A 19,799-nucleotide genomic window follows, 5' to 3' on the forward strand; every position below is an offset into this window, starting at 1 on the left:
ATTGCTGCACACAGGATCAAGGGTAGTCAGTGATTTAGCCGACACCGATAGGATTTCCTCAGTGACCTAATCGGCACGATCGATTGATCGGATTGGCGACGACCAGAAAATTGTCGTCGCCAGATTGCCATCTTGTTGGTGTAAGCTGACCAAAGTACGGATAACGCAGGGATTACTTTTGTCAGAGCCCAGGGGTGGAACCCCCGTCACTAAGCGTGAGATTTTTGGCTGGGCCATGTTCGACGTGGCCAACTCGGCGTACACCACCGTGGTGATCACCATCGTCTACAGCGCCTTCTTTGTGCATCACCTGGTGCCGGCGGACTCGGATTGGGGCAACAGCTATTGGGGCCTGGCCATGGTGGTCTCAAATCTGCTGACCATGGTATTGGCCCCGCTACTCGGCACCCTGTGTGACCTGCGGGGCGGCAAAAAAGCCTTTTTGCTGGGCAATATGCTGGTGTGTGCGCTGGCCACGGCTGGGCTGTTCTTTGTCGGTCCCGGTGCCATCGGCTGGGCGATCCTGCTTCTTACCATCAGTAATGTGGCGTGGATGCTGTCGGAGGTGTTTTGCGCCAGCTTCCTGACGGACCTGGCGACCCCGAAAACCATGGGGCTGATCTCCGGCATCGGCTGGGGCGTGGGCTACCTGGGCGGCCTTCTGAGTCTGGTGATGGTGCTGTTTGGGGTGATCACCAGCAGTGCCGAAAGCGACCTTTCCCTCTACATCCAGCAGAATCAACAAGCGATGCTGGCGGTGGCCGCCTATTTTGTGGTGGTGTCGGTGCCCACCATGTTGTGGCTGAAAGACCGTGACCCGGTGCGCCGGGATGTGGGCTTTGGCCAGGTCTGGCAGCATACCTGGCAGCGCCTGAGCCACTGCTGGCAGCTGGCCCGCGCTCTGCCGGCGCTGTGGCGGTTCTTCCTGGTGTTTACCCTCTATTCCGCCGGGATGGCCATTGTCATCAAGTTCTTTGGCATCTTTGTCGATGCCCGCCTGACCCTGACCGCCGCAGAGAAAACCACCATCTTTCTGGCCCTGCAGGTGTCCGCCTTTATCGGCGCGCTGGCGTTTGGCCTGCTGGAGAGCCGGATTGGGCCCAAAGCCACCATCTTTCTCACCCTGTTGTGGTGGATCATGGGGGTATTGTCGATCTACGGCCTGACCCCGCTGTCGCAATGGCTGGGGGTCAGTGAAAACCGCGTCTTTACCGTGTGCGCGCTGTTGGCCGGGTCGGGGCTGGGCTCCACTCAGAGTGCCAGTCGCACCATTGTCGGTCTGCTGACGCCCAACCAGTACAGCGCCATGATGTTTGGCTTCTGGGGGCTGTTTGGGCGGCTGGCGACGATTCTGGGCAGCCTCTCCTTTGCGTTGGTGGCGGATCTGTTCTCTCTGCAGCAGGGTTTGCTGGTGATTCTCGGCTTCTTTGTGCTCGGGGCTGCGCTGGTGCTAAAAGTCCCCATCGAACAGGGGATGGTGACCGCCGGTCACCGGCCTGCAACTTCGGGCAACTGAAACGCAAAACCCCGTTGCCTCTGCTAATTTTTGTTCTGACTCGGGTTGATGGAACAGGGAGCAGGGCATGAACGCATGGCGTTACCGGTTGTGGGCTGGCCTACTGGTCGGCAGTCTGGCGGCCTGTGGGGGAGAAGCGCCCCAGCAGGGGCCGCCACCCGCCGCTGAAGTTGGGGTAATTACTCTTCAGGCCCAACCCGTCACTCTGTCGGTTCAGTTGGCCGGGCGAACCAAAGCGTCGCTTGAGGCCGAAGTGCGCCCTCAGATCTCCGGCATTGTGTTGGAACGCAACTTTACCGAAGGGTCGATGGTGCAGGAGGGGCAGCAGCTCTACCTGATTGACCCGGCGCCCTATATCGCGGATCTCAACCGCGCTCAGGCGGATCTGTCGAAAGCGGCCGCGAATGTGAAAACGGCAAAAAACCGGGCCGACCGCTATGAGACTCTGGTGGCAGCGCGTGCCGTGTCGCAACAGGACTACGATGACGCGCTGGCGAACTACCAGCAGGCCCAGGCCGATGTGGCCACTGCCCGGGCGGCGGTGACCAGCGCCGAAATCAACCTCGATTACACCAAGGTCTACGCCCCGATTACCGGCCTGGCCGGCCGCTCCACCGTGACGGTTGGGGCGCTGGTGACCGCCAATCAGGGTGACCCGTTGGTGACGGTGCAGCAGTTTGACCCCATGTTTGTTGATGTGACCGAATCCAGTCGGGCGCTGAACCGAATCCGGCGACAGTGGGCCAGCGGCGAGTTGGTGCGGCAGGATTCCGCCAAGGTCAGACTCTACTTTGACGACAACGACCTCTATGACCAGGAGGGCGTGTTCCAGTTTGCCGACATCAACGTGGATACCGGCACTGGCACTTTCACCATTCGTACCACCTTCCCCAATCCCGATAACGTCCTGCTGCCCGGCATGTTTGTTCGTGCCGAAATGGTAAAGGGGATTGTGCCTAATGGTCTGCTGGTGCCTGCCCGAGGGGTGACCCGTAATGCCAAAGGCGAGGCAACCGTGATGGTGGTCGAGGACGATAAGGTGGCGCAGCGGGTGGTCGATGCGGAACAGATGGTGGGTCAGAACTGGTTGATCCGGAGCGGCCTGAAAGCCGGCGACAAGGTGATACTGGAAGGGCTGCAGTTTGTTCGTCCCGGAGTGCCGGTAGGCACTGTCCGGGAGCTGGACCAGAAGCAGCAGGGCTAGGGGGACAGCATGGCCAACTTCTTTATTGACCGCCCCGTTTTTGCCTGGGTGCTGGCCATTCTGGCGATGCTGGCGGGCATCCTTTCGCTGGTGCAACTGCCGGTAGCGCAATACCCGAACATCGCGCCTCCGGCCATTCAGGTCACGGCATTCTATCCCGGTGCGTCCGCCAAGACGGCGGAGGAAACCGTCACTCAGGTGATTGAGCAGGAGCTCACCGGTCTCGACGGCCTGCGTTACATCTCCTCGGAATCCGACTCCTTCGGTAACAGCATCATCACCCTGACCTTTGAAGCCGGTACCGACCCGGACATCGCTCAGGTGCAGGTGCAGAATAAGGTGTCCGGGGCCACCGCCAAACTGCCGGAAGTGGTGCAGCGGCAGGGGGTGGTGGTGGAGAAATCCAGTGACACTTTCCTGATGGTGATGGCGTTCTACTCCACCGATGGCAGTATGACCGACACGGATCTGTCCGACTTTGTTGCCAGTAATCTGGAAGACCCCATCAGCCGGGTGCCCGGGGTCGGGTCGGTGCAGCTGTTTGGGGCCGAATACGCCATGCGGATCTGGCTCGACCCGAATCGGCTGGAAAGCTACGGCCTCAACCCCAGTGACGTGACCGCCGCCATTGCCGAACAAAACACCCAGGTCTCCGCCGGGCAATTGGGTGCCACCCCGGTGGTGGAGGGGCAGCAACTGAATGCCACCATCACCGCACGCTCTCTGTTGCGCACGCCGGAAGAGTTTGAAGGGATCCTGCTGAAGGTCGAAGAGGACGGCTCCGAAGTGCGGATCCGCGATGTGGCCCGGGTCGAGCTGGGGGCGGCCAACTACAGCACCATTGCCCGCTACAACGGCCAGCCCGCCAGTGGGATGGGGATTTCACTGGCCACCGGCGCCAACGCTTTGGACACCATGAACGCGGTGAATGACCGCATCGCTGAGTTGCGAAACCTGTTTCCACCGGGTGTGGAGATGCAGGTGCCCTATGACACCACCCCCTTTGTGAAGCTCTCCATTGAGAACGTGGTCCATACCCTGCTGGAAGCGGTGGTGCTGGTGTTCCTGGTGATGTTCCTGTTCCTGCAGAGCTTCCGGGCCACACTGATCCCCACCATCGCCATCCCCGTGGTGGTGCTGGGGACCATGGCGGTGCTGATGGCACTGGGCTACAGCATCAACACCCTGACCATGTTCGCCATGGTGCTGGCCATCGGCCTGCTGGTGGACGACGCAATCGTCGTGGTGGAAGGGGTCGAGCGGGTGATGGAGGAGGAGGGCCTGCCCCCTCTGGAAGCCACCCGAAAATCGATGAAACAGCTGTCCGGTGCCTTGGTGGGGATCGGCATGGTGCTGTCGGCGGTGTTTGTGCCGATGGCGTTTTTTGGTGGCACCACCGGCATCATCTACCGACAGTTCTCCATCACCATCGTGACGGCGGTGGCGCTGTCGGTGCTGGTGGCGCTGATCCTGACACCAACCCTCTGTGTTCAGCTGATGAAACAGGGGCATGGCAGCGGCAGTGACAAAGGGTTCTTTGGCTGGTTTAACCGCACCTTTGATCGCGCCACCAATGGTTATGTCGGTCATGTCGATGGCTTTATCCGGCGAATGGGGCGGTTGATGCTGATTTTCGTCGCGCTGGCGGCGGTGGCCGGTTACCTGATGACCCGCCTGCCCACCAGCTTCCTGCCCGACGAGGACCAGGGCGTGATGATCGGCATGGTGATGTTGCCTACCGGCTCCACTCAGGCGCAAACCGTGGATGTGCTGAAACAGGCAGAGGATTACTTCCTTACCAATGAAACCGAGGCGGTGGCGTCAGTCTTCTCCGTGGCGGGCTTCAGTTTCGCCGGGCGTGGCGCCAACGCCGGTATCCTGTTTATGAACATGGTGCCCTTTAAGGAGCGCACCACCGAGGAGAGCTCGGTCTGGGCGGTGATGGGACGGGCCCAGCGGGCGTTCAGTCAGATCAAGGAGGCGATGGTGTTTGTGTTTGCGCCACCGGCCATCATTGAGCTGGGGACGGCCACCGGTTTTGACATGTACCTGCAGGATCGCACGGGTCTGGGCCATGATGCCCTGATGCAGGGGCGTAACCAGTTGCTCGGTATGGCGATGCAAAACCCCAACCTGATGAATGTGCGCCCCAACGGCCTGGACGACACACCCCAGTTTGTGATCGAGATTGACCAGCTCAAGGCGGAGGCGCTTGGGGTCAGCATCAACGACATCAACAATACCCTCACCACGTCGTTCGGCAGCGCTTACGTCAACGACTTTATCGACCGTGGCCGGGTGAAACAGGTGTATGTGCAGTCGGACGCCCAGTATCGGATGGTGCCATCCGATATCGACTTTTGGTATGTGCGCAACAACCAGGGCGAGATGGTGCCGCTGAAGGCGATCACCAGCACACGCTGGGAGTTCGGATCACCACGACTTGAGCGCTTCAATGGCGTGTCGGCGATGCAGATCCAGGGCCAGCCGAAAGCCGGCATCAGTACCGGGGTGGCGATGACCACCATGGAGCAGTTGGTGTCGCAACTGCCCAATAACCTCAATGTGGCCTGGACCGGGTTGTCGTACGAGGAGCGTGAGGCCGGTGGCCAGGCGGGCGCGTTGTACGTGCTTTCCATCCTGATTGTCTTTCTGTGTCTGGCGGCCCTGTATGAAAGCTGGAGTGTGCCGTTTTCGGTGATCCTGGTGGTGCCGCTTGGGGTGCTTGGGGCGGTGATTGCCACGGGCCTGCGCGGACTGGATAACGACGTCTACTTCCAGGTGGGGCTGTTGACCACCGTAGGGCTGTCGGCCAAGAACGCCATCATGATCGTGGAGTTCGCCAAGCAGTATTACGAGGAGGGCGCCGACATGGTTGAAGCGGCGCTGCATGCGGCGCGGGTGCGTCTGCGTCCCATCCTGATGACCTCGCTGGCGTTTGGTTTCGGGGTGTTGCCCCTGGCCCTCTCCAGCGGTGCCGGTTCCGGAGCCCAGAACGCGGTGGGCACCGGGGTGATTGGTGGGGTGATTACCGCCACCTTCCTTGGGGTGTTCTTCGTACCGCTGTTCTTCGTCTTTGTCAGCCGACTGGCGCATCGCAAGCAAACGTCGCCACCGGCTCCGGAGGCACCAGCACAGGAGGGCGCGGTATGAAACGACCCATTATCGCCGCCCTGGTGGCTGCCGGGCTGGCCAGCGGATGCAGCATGGCGCCGGATTATGAAACGCCGCCATCGCCGGTGGACGAGTTGTGGCCCATCAGTGCCGGAGAGTCCGATCTGGGCAACAGCGCCATCGAGGATTGGCGACAGTTTGTGCTGGACCCACGCTTGCAGGTATTGATTGAACGGTCGTTGGAGAATAACCGCGACCTGCGCATTGCCATCCAGACCCTGCGCCGGGCAGAGGCTCTGTATGGGGTTCAGCGCTCGGAGAAGTTTCCCAACATTGACCTGGGTGCTCAGGGCAGCAACCAGCGTCTCGGTGAAGCGGTGACCGGCGGAGCCAGCACGGTGCAGCGCCAATACAGCGTTGATCTGGGCATGACAGGGTATGAGATCGACTTCTGGGGCCGCCTGGCCAGCCTTGAGGAGCAGGCGCTACAGAACTACCTCGCTACTGAGGAAGCGCGACGCAATACCCATATCGCGCTGGTCAGTCAGGTGATCACCGCCTATCTGACCCTGGCGGCAGATCGGGCTCTGCTCAATCTGGCCAGGGAAACGCTGGAGACCCAGAGCGCTTCCCTGTCCCTGACCCAGCAGAGTTTCGATAACGGTGTGGCCACCGGACTCGATGTGGCGCAGGCGCAGGTGACTGTGGCGATCGCCCAGGTGGACGTGGCCAATTTCACCAACCGGGTGGCCGCCGACATCAATGCCCTGGCGGTTCTGGTGGGCACCGGTTACGACCCCATTCTGCTGCCGGACGGCAGCCGAGAAATCGCGTTGGGGCCGGTGGAGGTCGGGATGCCGTCGGCGATGTTGATGCAGCGTCCGGACATTCGCTCCGCCGAGCATTCGCTGATGGCGGCCAACGCCAACATTGGCGCCGCCCGGGCGACGTTTTTCCCCAACATCTCGCTGACCGCCACGGCGGGTTTCCTCAGTGGCGATCTGGATGACCTGTTCAGCGGCGATGCCCGCAGCTGGAACTTCACGCCGAGCCTGACCATGCCGATCTTCCACTGGGGCGAGCTGCGCGGCAATCTCGAAGTGGCCAAGGCGGACCGGGAAATCGCGCTGGCCCAGTATGAGCAGACCATTCAGCTGGCGTTCCAGGAGGTGGCGGATGCGCTGGCGGCACGGCGGAATCTGTACGACCAGTTCCTCGCCCAGCAGCAGTTGGTGGCGGCGTATCGGGACAGCTATGAGCTGTCCGATCTGCGCTTCCGCCAAGGGGTCGACAACTTCTTCTCGGTGCTGGATTCACAGCGTAACTATTACCAGGCGGAGCAGGACCTGATCAGCCTCAGACTGACTCAGCAGGCCAACCTGGTGGCACTGTTTAAGGCGATGGGCGGCGGTTGGGTCAGTACCACAGAGACCACCGCGTCCACCGAAGGGGATGAGCCTGACGAAGGGGCACAAACCCAGTAAGCCATTGTCTACACTTTAGAGGCGACTGAGTTTTGGGAGGTGATGCTTATGCTGTTGCGAGACACCCAATCGGGTGATCTGGTTGAAGTCATGGACACTTCGGCACTGGTTAACCCATTTTCTGACGCCGTGATGGTGCAATTCCAGTGCGGTCAGGATCTGCCTGATCCGGAGATCTGCAACAAGGAAAATCTGGTGTTCCCCTCCGGCGAAAATCTGCCGGAATGCTGGCGTAACGGACACTATCGCCAAGCCTGACGAAAGCCCCCGGATGGGGGCTTTTTGATCCACCCGCCATAAGCTTCGCTCAATCTGTGCGCCGACTGGATTGTCACCAATGGCCATTAAATCAAAGGGCTGTGTCAATTCGTTCCGTGCCCCGCCTCTGTTAGCTCGCGAAGCATTGACGCTTCGCTAATGCCTGCAATGAAACCAAGTCACCAATGGATATTGCCTAAAAATTATGCTCATATGAGCCGCTGAACGGGTGCGGGTTGAATCAGGAAGTAACGCCCGGCGCTCAGCAATACTCCAAAAACCGATCAGGAGAACAGGGATGCGTCTCACCCCTCTCGCACTGGCCATGATGGCTTCCTCAGTGCTGGTTGGCTGCGGTGGCAGCAGCGACAGCAACGACAACACAAACCAAGGTCCGGGCCCGGTATTGCCGCCACCGCCGGAGCTACTCAACTTTGCGATTGTTGGCATTGCCACCGACGCGCCAGTGGCCAACGCCGCCGTTGAAGTGCAGATTGGTGGTCAGGTCTACTCCGTACAGGCCGATGACAGCGGCATCTATCAGCTGGCGTTTGAGTATGAGGCGGGCAGCCTGGGTGACGATGAGATGGTGGTGATCACCGCCACCGGCGAGGGCAGTCAGGACCACATTCGCCTGATCAGCCAACTGGGCTCATTCAAAGCAATTCAGGCACAGGCTGGCGACAACGGCGTGCTGGAACCGTCCGAATCCTCCCGCACCTCGATTACTCAGATCAGCACCGCCCTTCATCTGTTGGCTCAGGATACCGGGGTATCACTGAGTGATGACGCCGCGCTGGCGGAGGCGGAAGCACAAATTGAAAGTGCGGAACTGCTTGAGCTGGCCGCGCTGATCAAGGTGCTGGCGGATAACCCGGAGTTCACACCGGAGCAGGGCACCATTCTGGAGCTGCTGACACCCGAAAATGGCCAGAGTGTGGAACAAGCCATTGAGGATTACCTGCTGGCGAACGGGCTGATGGACGAATCCGGGCAGTGGTCGGCTTCCTTTGCCGCCGCATTGGCGGAGGCAACCACAGAAACGCTGAATGATCAGGCGGTCACCCGTGCTTTCAGTGCCGATGAGTTGGTCGGTCTCCATGTGGTCACCGCAACGCCGGCCCCCGGTTGGGTGGCAGGGTCAGGCACCCTGATTCAGTTTTACCAGGATGGTCGTGCTGAAGTGCAAAATCCGAATGCCAGCGGTTACATGATGCGCGACAACCTGTCTGCTGATTGGCAGGTTACGGCGCAGGGGCAGGTGGTGCTGAGCTATGACGACGACGCGCTGGGATTGCTGCAGTTTGAAGAGTTGTCCCGTGAAGAGGTGGCCGAGCGTTGGGGGGAATCCGTTGTGCCCGCGGTCTTCGAATCTTTCGAAGAGGTGAAAATGCTGCCCACTCAGCGTCAATACCTGCGCGATAGCCTCATCCGCTTGTCCGATGGTGCGGTAAACACCATCGCCATGGTAAGGGAAAGCAAGGTGCTGATCGTGCTGGACGAGATGGGGATTGAGTGGTCCGGCACCCTGCCGTACTACACCGAAAGCCAACAAACTACCCATAGCTGGCACCTGCCGGGCGATGTGGCGAGCGTTTGGCAAACGGCTCCGACCGGTAGCTGGGCGCTGCCGTTACCTGCCAGCATTAAGGGCCTCTACGATGAGGTCGCCTGGGAGTATTCGGTGGCGCAACAGGTGACGCTGACCGAAGATGGCGATGTGCTGGACGCCCAAGGCAGTGCGTTAGGGGAGTGGCGCTTTGCTGATGGCGTATTGTCGGTGGATACCGAGAGTGGCTGGAGTGTCACCATACTGCCCTATGCCGAAGTGGACGGTTTGCTCAGCGCGGCGGTGCTCACCAACCAGGGGACCATCCGGGACAGTGACATCAGCTGGATTGCCCAGTTTGACCAGGCCACCAGCACGCTGGAGCAGGACCTGGTGCAGCCCCGTCCCTTCGTTCTCAATGCCTGGATCAACACCTGGCAGGCTTCGGTATCTGAGGACGGACTGCTGGATCCGGCGTCTGCTATCTGGGGCTACCTGATGCAAGAAGACGGCACCATGTACCGGGTGTACCCGGATCAGTGGATCGACGGTGACAGTGAGTGGGTGCCGGGCGACTACTACTTCTACGCAGAGAACCTGTTTAACTGGACCTGGCAGAAAGAGGGCGCCCATGAGTTCTCATACCAGGGCGAGCGGGATTACGGCAGTGTGATGATGGATCGTAAGCGCAACTGGACCGCCATCCGGACACTGTCGGACGGCCGTCACCTGGTGCTGGAGCGTTCTTACATGCGGTGGGATTACTACGACACCCCGGAGCTGAACTTCGAAGGGGTATTTATCCTTCCGCGCATCAATGTGCTGGCCCCGCTGGACCTGTCCCGGTACGACGAGATGTATCAGCGCAGTGAGTCGGCGTGCAGTCTGCCCTGGTTTGAAAGCTGCAGCTACAACCCGGCGCCGATGACCACCGAAAGCCTGACCTTACCCCGCGACTGAAAAGGCTAGGCGACGAAAAAAACCACCTGCCGAAGCAGGTGGTTTTTTGTTTGAGGCTTATACCTCCGCCATATTGAGCCAAACGTCGTGCAGGTTGCACATGCTCAGGGCGTAGATGGGGCCGCTGTAATCGGTCAGGGCGAATTCGGTAATGGGGGCGGCGTCTTTCATCGGGTCAAACAGCCGCTCTTCAATAAACTGGAAGTTACCGTCCAGCAGGGTGTGTTTGACGATGTAATGCTCGTAACCCTTCATCTCGTGACCGGTGATCACCTTGACCTTACCGGCCCCTTTATCCACTTCGATCACCGGCAGGTGGCCCGCCACTTTTTTGCTCCAGCGTCCCGGGGCGTCCTGGGTGTAATAAACACCACCGGCCATGGGTGAACCCTCAACGCCTGCCAGCACCTGACGCGGTGCCACCAGAGTCGCTGCCGCGCCGACCAGGCCCAGTCGGATCAGTTCACGTCGTTGCATAGTAGGTCTCCATTGCTCACTGTGTGGGCTGAAAGTGCCCGAATTTGCTCCTATCTATTGGTGGCACATGGAGTCCGGGTTGTCCATTTTGTGAACAGTGACGGGGTTGGACTTTGCTGGGCCAATCGTTCGGCCCGACGTCATCCTGTTAGCCATTGCACGCCACCTGGCCCCAGCCGGTGCCCAGCACCGTTTATGGCTATCGGAAATACGGGCCACGGATGCGGTGCGTGACGGGGATCAAACTCTGGCCCCATCAGGCTCACGGCGCTATCATAGTCGCCACTTCCAAAACCCTACAAAAACACTGGCATAGCAAAAAAGGGCGGGACGCCCGTGGAGTACATAATGGCCGTGATCCAGAAAGCGCATTTTGTGAGCTCAGTAGCGGATGCTTTGCAATACATCTCCTACTACCACCCCAAAGACTTCATCGACGCCTTAACCGAGGCCCACGCCAAGGAGATCAATCCGGCGGCCAAGGACGCCATGGCGCAGATCCTGATCAACAGCCGCATGAGCGCGCAGGGCCACCGCCCGCTGTGCCAGGACACCGGCATCGTGACCTGTTTTGTCAAAATCGGTATGCAGGTGCAGTGGGACAGCGACATGACGGTGCAGGAGATGGTGGATGAGGGTGTGCGCCAGGCGTACTCCAACCCGGACAACCCGCTGCGGGCCTCCATTGTGGCCGACCCGGCCGGTGCCCGTAAGAACACCAAGGACAACGCCCCGGCGGTGGTGCACATCGAGATGGTGCCCGGCGATACCGTTGAGGTGGCGATTGCGGCCAAGGGCGGCGGTTCTGAAAACAAATCCAAGATGGTGATGCTGAACCCCTCCGACGACATTGCCGAGTGGGTTGAGAAAACCTTGCCCACCATGGGCGCCGGCTGGTGTCCCCCGGGCATGCTGGGCATCGGCATTGGCGGCACCGCCGAAAAGGCGGCAGTGATGGCCAAGGAAGCGTTGATGGAGCACATCGACATCCATGAGCTGAAAGCCCGCGGCGCCGAAACCACCGAAGAGAAACTGCGCCTGGAGATCTTTGAGCGCGCCAACAAACTGGGCATCGGTGCCCAGGGCCTGGGCGGCCTGACCACCGTGCTGGACGTTAAGATCAAGAGTGCACCGACCCACGCCGCTTCTAAGCCGGTAGTGATGATCCCCAACTGCGCCGCCACCCGTCACGTTCACTTCCATCTCGATGGCACCGGCCCGGCAGAGCTGCCGATCCCGAAACTGGAAGATTGGCCGGAAGTGACTCAGGAAGCGGGCGACAACGTCAAACGCGTGTTCCTCGACACCATCACCAAGGAAGAGCAGGAGAGCTGGAAAGCGGGCGACGTGTTGCTGCTGAACGGCAAGATCCTGACCGGTCGCGATGCGGCCCATAAGCGCATTAAGGACCTGCTGGATTCCGGCGCGGGCCTGCCAGAGGGCGTCGACTTTAACGGTCGCTTCATCTACTACGTTGGCCCGGTGGATGCCGTGGGTGACGAAGTGGTGGGCCCGGCGGGTCCGACAACCGCCACCCGCATGGACAAGTTTACCGAGCAGATGCTGTCGGAAACCGGCCTGATGGGGATGATTGGTAAAGCGGAGCGTGGCCCGGCCACGGTGCAGAGCATCGCCGACCACAAGTCCGTCTACCTGATGGCCGTAGGCGGCGCCGCCTACCTGGTGGCCAAGGCGATCAAACACTCCCGCGTGGTGGCGTTTGAAGACCTGGGCATGGAAGCGATCTACGAGTTTGACGTGGTCGACATGCCGGTGACCGTTGCGGTGGACTCCACCGGCAACAACGTGCATGAAAGTGGCCCCGCCTACTGGCGTGGCCAAATCGCCGAACTGAGCGAATAAACCTGACCGAAGGCCCCGAGATACGGGGCCTTTTTTGTGTCCTGAACAATACTGTCATCTGGCAAACCGACACGGAGACGCCATGGAAACCCTCACGCTGCTGGGCCAGGTGCTGGCCTTTGTCTCAATGGTGATGGCCGGTGCGCTGCTGAACCGGCTGACCGGTCTGGAGATCACCCTGGCGTGTCTGGCCAGTGGGGTAGGGGCGGGCTTGCTGATCACCACCATGGGCTGGGATGTGGGGTTGCGGGCGGAGTATGTGCAGGACCAGGTGTTTTATCTGTTTCTGCCGATTTTGATCTTCCATGCCGCCTGGTCATTGCCCCCCTCGATGCTACGCCTATGGGCAGGCAAGGCGCTGTTTCTCGCCACCGTGGGGGTGGTGCTGACCGGCGCCATCTGTGCCCTGGTGATCTGGTGGGCCATTGGCCACCCAACCGGCATGCCGCTGGCGATGGCGGCGCTGACCGGGGCGATTCTGTCGGCTACGGATCCGGTGGCGGTGGTGGCCACCCTGAATCGGCTGCACGCGCCCAAAGATCTGGCCACGCTGTTTGAAGCGGAGAGTTTGCTGAATGACGCCACCGCGGTGGTGTTGTTTGCGCTGGTGATGGGCATCGTCCAACAGGAGATGGCCGACCCCAGCGTGCTTGGGGTAGTGCTGGAATTCGCTGTGGTGTTCTTTGGCGGCATTCTGATTGGCGCCGCGCTGGGCTGGCTGGCTCAGGGGCTTATCCGCTACCTGCTGCGGGAGGACCTGGCGATGATCACCCTGTTGCTGCTGGCCTTTGGCAGCTTCTTTGTGGCGGAGCACTGGTTCCACGTTTCCGGCATTATGGCCGCGGCGAGCGCCGCGCTGGTGTGCCGGGCCGGACTGGCCCGGGCCGAATCGAAAGCGATACCCCGATTGAGCGATGGCCTGGAGTGGTTCGGGCTGCTGTTCAATCTGCTGATCTTCTGCCTGATGGGGCTGGTGATCACCTTCGACATGTTTATTGAACGCTACTGGGCGATGGCACTGGCCATCGGCGCCGCGGTGTTCGCCCGCTTTGCCTCCGTGTATCTGTGCCAGGGCATTCTGACCCTCAGTGGCCGTCCGCTGCCTCGTGGCTGGTCGCTGTTGCTGAGTTGGGGCGGGCTGCGCGGAGCCATTGCCATTGCCCTGGTGCTGTCACTGCCGGTGGCGCTGCCGGGGTGGTGGACGGTGCAATCCATGGTGTTTGCCGTGGTGTTGTTCTCGTTGCTGGTGCAGGGCACCACCTTCGCACCGTTGCTGCAGCGGCATCTGAAGTCGGTATGACAGGCTGACAGCGCCACCGGAAAATGCTGTAGCACCGAGGTTGCACATCGGTTGCAAGCGTGGAAAAGTATGGGGGCTCAATACCCTAGCGGTGTTGTATCGGGCGGAAAATCCCGCCAGCCGCCATCAAGATGGGACACAATAACAATGAAACAATGGATTGCTGCGCTGGGCCTGGCGCTACCTCTGGGCAGTGCGTTCGCTGCCGAACCCTTCACCGTTCAACACCTGAACGACCTGAATAAAGTGCACTCTGCGGCGCTGTCTCCCGATGGCAGCACCGTGGTGTACGCCATTAAAACCGTCGACGGTGACCACAGCCAGTCCGACCTGTATCGCCAGGTGGTGGGCGGTGAGGCACAACGCCTGACCTTTGATAAAGGCACCGAACACTCCGTCGCGTTTGCCGCCGATGGCAAGGGCATCTACTTCCTCGCCGCCCGCTCCGGCACCACCCAGTTGTGGTACCTGCCGCTGGCTGGCGGTGAAGCGCGTCAGGTCTCCGATCTGCCGCTGAACGTCGATGGCTTTAAGTTCGATAACGCCGGCCAGCAGGTGGTGCTGCAACTTCGTGTTGATCCGGCCTGTGACACCCTGGCCTGCAGCGCCGAAAAGGCGGAAGCCAAAGCGGAACAGAAAACCACCGGCCAGCACTACACCGGCCTGATGTACCGCCACTGGGACACCTGGACCGATGGCCTGCGTAACCACCTGTTTGTGGCCAAGCTGGACGGCGACACCCTGTCCGAGCCGGTGGACGTGACCGCCGGGCTGGACACCGAAGTGCCGCCGCTGCCGTTCTCCGGTCTGGAAGAGGTGAGCTTCACCCCGGATGGCAAACACGTGGTGTACGCCGCCAAAGCGCCGGGCCGCGACCAGTCCTGGCACACCAATTACGACCTGTGGCAGGTGCCGGTTGCCGGCGGCGATGCCGTCAACCTGACCGCCGATAACCCGGCCTGGGACAGCCACCCGACCTTCTCCGCGGACGGCCAGTTTATGGCCTGGATGGCGATGAGCATCCCGGGCTACGAGGCGGATCGTTTCCGCGTCATGCTCAAAGACCTGCGCTCCGGCGAAGTCAAAGAGCTGGCGCCGGGCTGGGATCGCAGCGCCGGCTCCATTGCGTTTGGTGATGACAGCAACACCCTGTTCGTGACCACTCAGGACCTGGGCCAGGTCTCCATCTACGCCATGGACACCCGCTTCGGTGACCGCATCACCCTGGTGAACGAAGGCAGCAACAGCCTGCAGGCCGCCGCCGGTGGCAAGGTGCTGTACACCCGCAACACCCTGCATGAGCCTACCGACCTGTACCTGATGGACGAAGGCGGTCGCAACCAGACCCGCCTGACCCAGATCAACCAGGACAAGCTGAAGGATGTGGCGTTCGGCGACTACGAACAGTTCACCTTCAAAGGCTGGAACAACGAAACCGTTCACGGCTACTGGATTAAGCCGGTGGGCTATCAGGAGGGTGAGAAGTACCCGGTGGCCTTCCTGGTACACGGCGGCCCCCAGGGCAGCTTTGGTAACCGTTGGCACGGTCGCTGGAACGCCCAACTCTGGGCCGGCGCCGGCTTTGGTGTGGTGATGGTCGACTTCCACGGCTCCACCGGTTACGGCACCGAGTTTACCCACTCCATCTCCAAGGACTGGGGCGGCAAGCCGCTGGAAGACCTGCAGAAGGGCCTCGCAGCCGTGGGCAAACAGCAGCCCTGGCTGGATGTGAACAACGCCTGTGCGGCCGGGGGTTCCTACGGCGGCTACATGATGAACTGGATCGCCGGCAACTGGAGCGACGGCTTTAAGTGCCTGGTGAACCACGCGGGTCTGTTCGACATGCGCAGCTTCTACATGGTGACCGAGGAGCTGTGGTTCCCCGAGTACGAGTTCGGCGGCACCTACTGGGAGCAAACCGAGCGATATGAGCAGTTCAACCCGGTTAACCACATCGACAACTGGCAAACCCCGATGCTGGTGATCCACGGCGCGCTGGATTACCGCGTTCCGCTGGAGCAGGGCCTGGCGGCCTTCACCGTGCTGCAGCGCAAGGGCATCGAGTCCGAGCTGCTGATGTTCCCGGACGAGAACCACTGGATCCTGAACCCGGACAACCTGGTGCAGTGGTATGAGCACACCCTGGGCTGGATGAAGAAGTACACCGCTGAGTAAGGGTGAACTGGTCGAAAAACGGCGCCGAAAGGCGCCGTTTTTTATGTCGTAACGCCAGCAATTGAAAAAGCGTCTGGCTATCGTAAGAAGCCGGTGAAACCCGCAAGCCTGAACCAAGAGGAGGGCAGCAAGACACCGCAAATTGAAGGCCAATTGTGCACCAAAACCCGCTTCGCTGGCACCGGATGACTCAGCTCACGATTTTTCGTACTGGTGCGCAAACGACCATAGGGCGAGCCGGAATGACCTACCGGCAGCCGGGCCGCTTCATTACGTTTCTCTGTGCAACACCAATAACAAATGCAGAGGAATGATGATGAAGACAATAATGACCCAACGGGGTGCCTTAACGCTGTGTGCCAGCGCGTTGCTGGCCGCATTGGCCGGGTGCGGCAGCGACAGTGACGATGGTGGCCCCAGTGAAGAGAACCGCCCGCCGATGACCGTTACGGTATCCGCGATTGCGGTGATTGGGGAAAACACCGCGATCGACGTGCTGGCGGAAGCGACGGACCCGGATGGGGACGAACTGAGCCTGGCCGACGCCACTGTGGTGCAGGGCATTGGTGAGGTCAGCATCAAGGACGGTCAACTCTGGTACAGCGCCGAAGCGTACGGTTCCGCCCGGGTGGAATACACCATTCGTGACGCTCGCGGTGCTGAGGCTCTGGGTTTGCTGGATGTTGAGGTGAAAGCCAGTGTGCAGGAGTATGTAGGCACCGATACCTGTCTGCGCTGCCACCAGGACAAGGCCTCCTTTAAGGAGACCGGCCACAACTACAAGTTCACCAAGGTGGAAAATGGCCAGCGCCCGGAGTTCCCCTTTACCACGCTGAAAGGGGCACTGGATCTCTATGAAGGGGTGGAAAACAGCACCGGTAAGCCGGAAAGCTGGGCCGACATCAGCTATGTGCTGGGGGGCTACCAGCGTCAGGCGATTCTGCTCGACACCAACGGCTACATGATCAACGGCACCAAGGCGATGTTCGACGTGTTGCCCAAGGGTGAAACCCTGACGCCGGATCGTGCCGTGCCGTTTGCGCCGGGTGCCGGCACCGACAGCAAGCCCTACAACTGTGGTACCTGCCACAACACCGGCTGGCGCGACTACACCTCCGAGCCCGGCGACGATCGTAATGAGCACCGCCAGGATGACCTGATTGGCATGGAGGGCACCTTTGCCCTGACCGGCGTGCAGTGTGAAGCCTGCCACGGCGCGGGCAGTGACCACGCCAAGAGCCCGACCAAGGACAACATCACCCTGATCGCCAAAGGCCGCCTGCGTGCCGATCTGACCGCCATGAACATGGCCTATGGTGAGCCGGTCGCTTGTGGCGAGTGCCACACCAAAGCCGGTGAGCGTCACTATCCGGACTACATGACCAGCTATGATGCCGACTTCGGTGGCGATACCATTGGTGGTTACGTTGCGGATTACTTTGAGATGGGCCGGAACGCGGGGGATGCGCTGCTGGGCATTGATCCGGATACCGGCAAAGCCACCGGTGCCAAACGTCTGTTCCATTGCACCGAGTGTCACAACCCGCACTTGTCCACCAACTTCCAGGATAAGCCGGGCCATGGCGACGCGCTGACCAAAACCTGTCAGGACTGCCACCCCGATGTGGGCTTTGCTGATGGCGCGGGCGCCATCCACGAAGCCGCGGCGGAATGCACCGACTGTCATATGCCGATCAACTCCCACCTGTTCAAGATTGACCTGTCGGAGCCGTCAGACAGTCCTTACCACTCCTCTGCGGATGGTAAGTACCGTCAGCCGTGGCTGCGTGCTGACCAATCCTGTAAGGGATGCCACGCCGACAACTACGACGAAGTGGCGGAACGGGTAGGGCGGATCCACAACTAAGCCCCGGTTAACCAGGTGCCGGATGGCCGGCACCTGGTATTGAGCATTCTCTCCCTGAGTTTCAAACGATACACTCCGACACTATGACCGAACGAGTAATCAAACCCACCGCAAAGCCGGCCACCGTCGGGTGTGCGGCCCCTGGCATTGAAGTGATCGATCTCGGCCAGATCTACCGCGAACCCAGCGCCCATTGTGATGACCCATTCCAGCCCCACCGGGTCGACTATTTCTGCTTTATCTGCATCGATCGTGGCCGTGGCTCCCATTGGGTTGATGGGGTGTCGCACCCCTATCAGGATGGCAGCCTGATCTTTATCAACCGCGATCAGCACCACGCCTTTGACCGTAACGACAGCCCCCAGGGCAAACTGGTGGTGATCACCCCAGCCTTTTTTTCCGCCTGTGCGGCCAACATTCGCAACTCCTACTTTGTGCCGTTTCACCTGAGCCTGATGTGCTCGCCGGTGCTGCAGATGGCACCCAGTGACAGCCAAAACTGTCATGGCCTGCTGGAGCAGTTGATTGTCGCCATTGCCGAAGCTGACCAGGACACCACCATCGTTGAGTTGCTGTTTGCGGCGCTGGTACTCAAATTGTCCCGTCAGCGCAGCCTGCAGCGTCCCGCGGCGGATGACCTGTGCCGACGGCGCTTTACTGAATTTCTTAACCTGGTGGAAAACGGGTTTCATCAGAGCCGCGATGCCACGGTGTACGCCGGTAAGATGCACCTGAGCTACAAATCCTTGAACCAACTGTGTAAGCGCTGCAGCGGTCGTACCGCCAAGCAGATCATCGATTTTCGACTGAACCTGGAGATCACCCGCAAGCTTCGGATGAACAGCGACTGTATCCAGTCCATCGCCTTCGAGATGGGATTTGATGACATCACCAACTTTGTCCGCTACTTCAAGCGCCACAACAACGTGACTCCGGCGAACTATCGGGCCGCCTGCCAATAGTGATCCCACTCAGGATTGACCAACGCGGTCAGCCCTTAAGTGCTTGGTTGTCGTTCTGCCTGTAAGCGAAGGTTGGTTTACGCCTGGTCCAGCACCGGCGAGCGGAAGCCATCGGGCTTCAGTGTCACCACCGAGCAGTGCAGGGCATCGAGCAGGCGCTCAGCGGTGTTGCCGATAACAAAACCGGCGATGCCGCTGCGGCACAGGGTGCCCATCACCACCTGGTCAATGCCTTCCCGCTCCACCAACTCAGGGATCACCGTTTCGGTGCCGCCCTCCAGCAGCTCGATGCGTACCTTGTCGGCCGGAACGCCGGAGGAGGCGACTAACGCCTCCAGCCGCTCCAGTCGATGCTGACGCTCGCTTTGGGCGGCTTTGGCGATCTCCGTGTCGCTCCAGCGCGCCCAGGTACGCAGGTAGCCCTCGGCATCCAGTCGCCAGGCATGACAGAGCAGCAACTCAGCGTCCATCCGTTGTGCCATGGCGGCAGCGCGCTGGAGTATGCGTTCGTTCAGGCGGTGAGTTTCCGGCTCGCCGCTGGCCACATCCACCGACGCCGCGACCCGGCGCACCTGGTGTTCGGGCTGGGGCTGAAGTGACCAGATCGGAATCGCCGATTTGCGCATCAGGTGTCGGGTGGTACTGCCGTACTGGCAGGAGGTTTCCTTGTGGCCACGGCGCGCATCAATGCCGATCAGGTCGCACTGTGCTTTGGCGGCGTATTTGACGATCTCAATAAAGGGCTTGCCGCTGGCCACTGCCGTGGTTATCGAGAGGTCAGGATGCTGCTTGACCAGCGCCTCAGCCATCTGGTCGAGTTGCACCTTTTGCTCGTCGATGGTGCGCTCCAGGATCTCCAGCGGGGTAAACTCAGCCCGGCACACCATATCCAGGCTTTCCACCACCGTCAGCAAGATCACTCTGGCCTGGGATTGTTCGGCGTAGCTGAGCAGGGGGGTCATTACCGCGGCCATCGGTTGTCCGGGCGCGAGCGGGATCAGGATGGTTTCATTACGCATGGTCGCCTCCAGAGTTCCAGATTTGAGTAAACGCCTTCTCCCTTTAGCTTA

The 19,799-nt window shown here is 60.5% G+C and carries 13 protein-coding genes; 11 read left to right on the forward strand and 2 right to left on the reverse strand.

What is annotated here, in order from left to right; genetic code table 11:
* The first annotated feature begins 235 nt into the window (after nt 1–235).
* The 6 genes from FBAL_RS08900 (at nt 236) to FBAL_RS08925 (ending at nt 10,085) form a co-directional block, all read left to right on the forward strand.
* Nucleotides 236–1,516 (forward strand): MFS transporter, encoded by a 1,281-nt coding sequence (locus FBAL_RS08900; RefSeq protein WP_041251242.1) that lies wholly within the window; start codon nt 236–238, stop codon nt 1,514–1,516.
* Between the two features lie 67 nt (nt 1,517–1,583).
* Entirely contained in the window at nt 1,584–2,720 is a 1,137-nt protein-coding gene (locus FBAL_RS08905) for an efflux RND transporter periplasmic adaptor subunit (protein ID WP_013345270.1), read from the forward strand.
* A 9-nt stretch (nt 2,721–2,729) separates the two neighbouring features.
* Nucleotides 2,730–5,873, forward strand: a complete 3,144-nt coding sequence (locus FBAL_RS08910) for an efflux RND transporter permease subunit (RefSeq protein WP_013345271.1) — start codon at nt 2,730–2,732, stop codon at nt 5,871–5,873.
* Complete coding sequence (locus tag FBAL_RS08915; RefSeq protein WP_013345272.1) at nt 5,870–7,318, forward strand: efflux transporter outer membrane subunit; 1,449 nt, start codon at nt 5,870–5,872, stop codon at nt 7,316–7,318. The genes FBAL_RS08910 and FBAL_RS08915 overlap by 4 nt, the downstream gene beginning before the upstream one ends.
* 48 nt (nt 7,319–7,366) lie before the next feature.
* Entirely contained in the window at nt 7,367–7,576 is a 210-nt protein-coding gene (locus FBAL_RS08920) for a hypothetical protein (RefSeq protein WP_013345273.1), read from the forward strand.
* A 298-nt stretch (nt 7,577–7,874) separates the two neighbouring features.
* Nucleotides 7,875–10,085, forward strand: coding sequence for a hypothetical protein (locus FBAL_RS08925; protein ID WP_013345274.1), 2,211 nt, complete (start codon nt 7,875–7,877; stop codon nt 10,083–10,085).
* A gap of 57 nt (nt 10,086–10,142) precedes the next feature.
* Here the strand turns inward: FBAL_RS08925 and FBAL_RS08930 are convergent, their stop codons facing one another.
* Entirely contained in the window at nt 10,143–10,562 is a 420-nt protein-coding gene (locus FBAL_RS08930; protein WP_013345275.1) for a desulfoferrodoxin family protein, read from the reverse strand.
* A gap of 348 nt (nt 10,563–10,910) precedes the next feature.
* On the opposite strand from FBAL_RS08930, the gene FBAL_RS08935 reads away from it, so the two are divergent.
* The 5 genes from FBAL_RS08935 (at nt 10,911) to FBAL_RS08955 (ending at nt 18,729) form a co-directional block, all read left to right on the forward strand.
* Nucleotides 10,911–12,425 (forward strand): fumarate hydratase, encoded by a 1,515-nt coding sequence (locus FBAL_RS08935; protein WP_013345276.1) that lies wholly within the window; start codon nt 10,911–10,913, stop codon nt 12,423–12,425.
* An 82-nt stretch (nt 12,426–12,507) separates the two neighbouring features.
* Complete coding sequence (locus FBAL_RS08940; RefSeq protein WP_013345277.1) at nt 12,508–13,725, forward strand: cation:proton antiporter; 1,218 nt, start codon at nt 12,508–12,510, stop codon at nt 13,723–13,725.
* A 147-nt stretch (nt 13,726–13,872) separates the two neighbouring features.
* A complete protein-coding gene (locus FBAL_RS08945; protein ID WP_013345278.1) occupies nt 13,873–15,900 on the forward strand; it encodes a S9 family peptidase in 2,028 nt (675 codons plus the stop codon).
* A gap of 328 nt (nt 15,901–16,228) precedes the next feature.
* Nucleotides 16,229–17,767: an Ig-like domain-containing protein gene (locus FBAL_RS08950; protein WP_245544386.1), complete on the forward strand. Its 1,539-nt coding sequence runs from the start codon at nt 16,229–16,231 to the stop codon at nt 17,765–17,767.
* Nucleotides 17,768–17,850: 83 nt separating this feature from the next.
* Nucleotides 17,851–18,729 (forward strand): helix-turn-helix domain-containing protein, encoded by an 879-nt coding sequence (locus FBAL_RS08955; RefSeq protein WP_013345280.1) that lies wholly within the window; start codon nt 17,851–17,853, stop codon nt 18,727–18,729.
* Between the two features lie 77 nt (nt 18,730–18,806).
* On the opposite strand, the gene FBAL_RS20260 is transcribed toward FBAL_RS08955, so the two are convergent.
* The gene (locus FBAL_RS20260) at nt 18,807–19,748 is read right to left on the reverse strand and encodes a universal stress protein (RefSeq protein WP_013345281.1); all 942 of its coding nucleotides are present in this window, start codon (nt 19,746–19,748) and stop codon (nt 18,807–18,809) included.
* Between the last annotated feature and the right edge of the window lie 51 nt (nt 19,749–19,799).

It is taken from the genome of Ferrimonas balearica DSM 9799, from assembly GCF_000148645.1.
Taxonomy (GTDB): domain Bacteria; phylum Pseudomonadota; class Gammaproteobacteria; order Enterobacterales; family Shewanellaceae; genus Ferrimonas; species Ferrimonas balearica.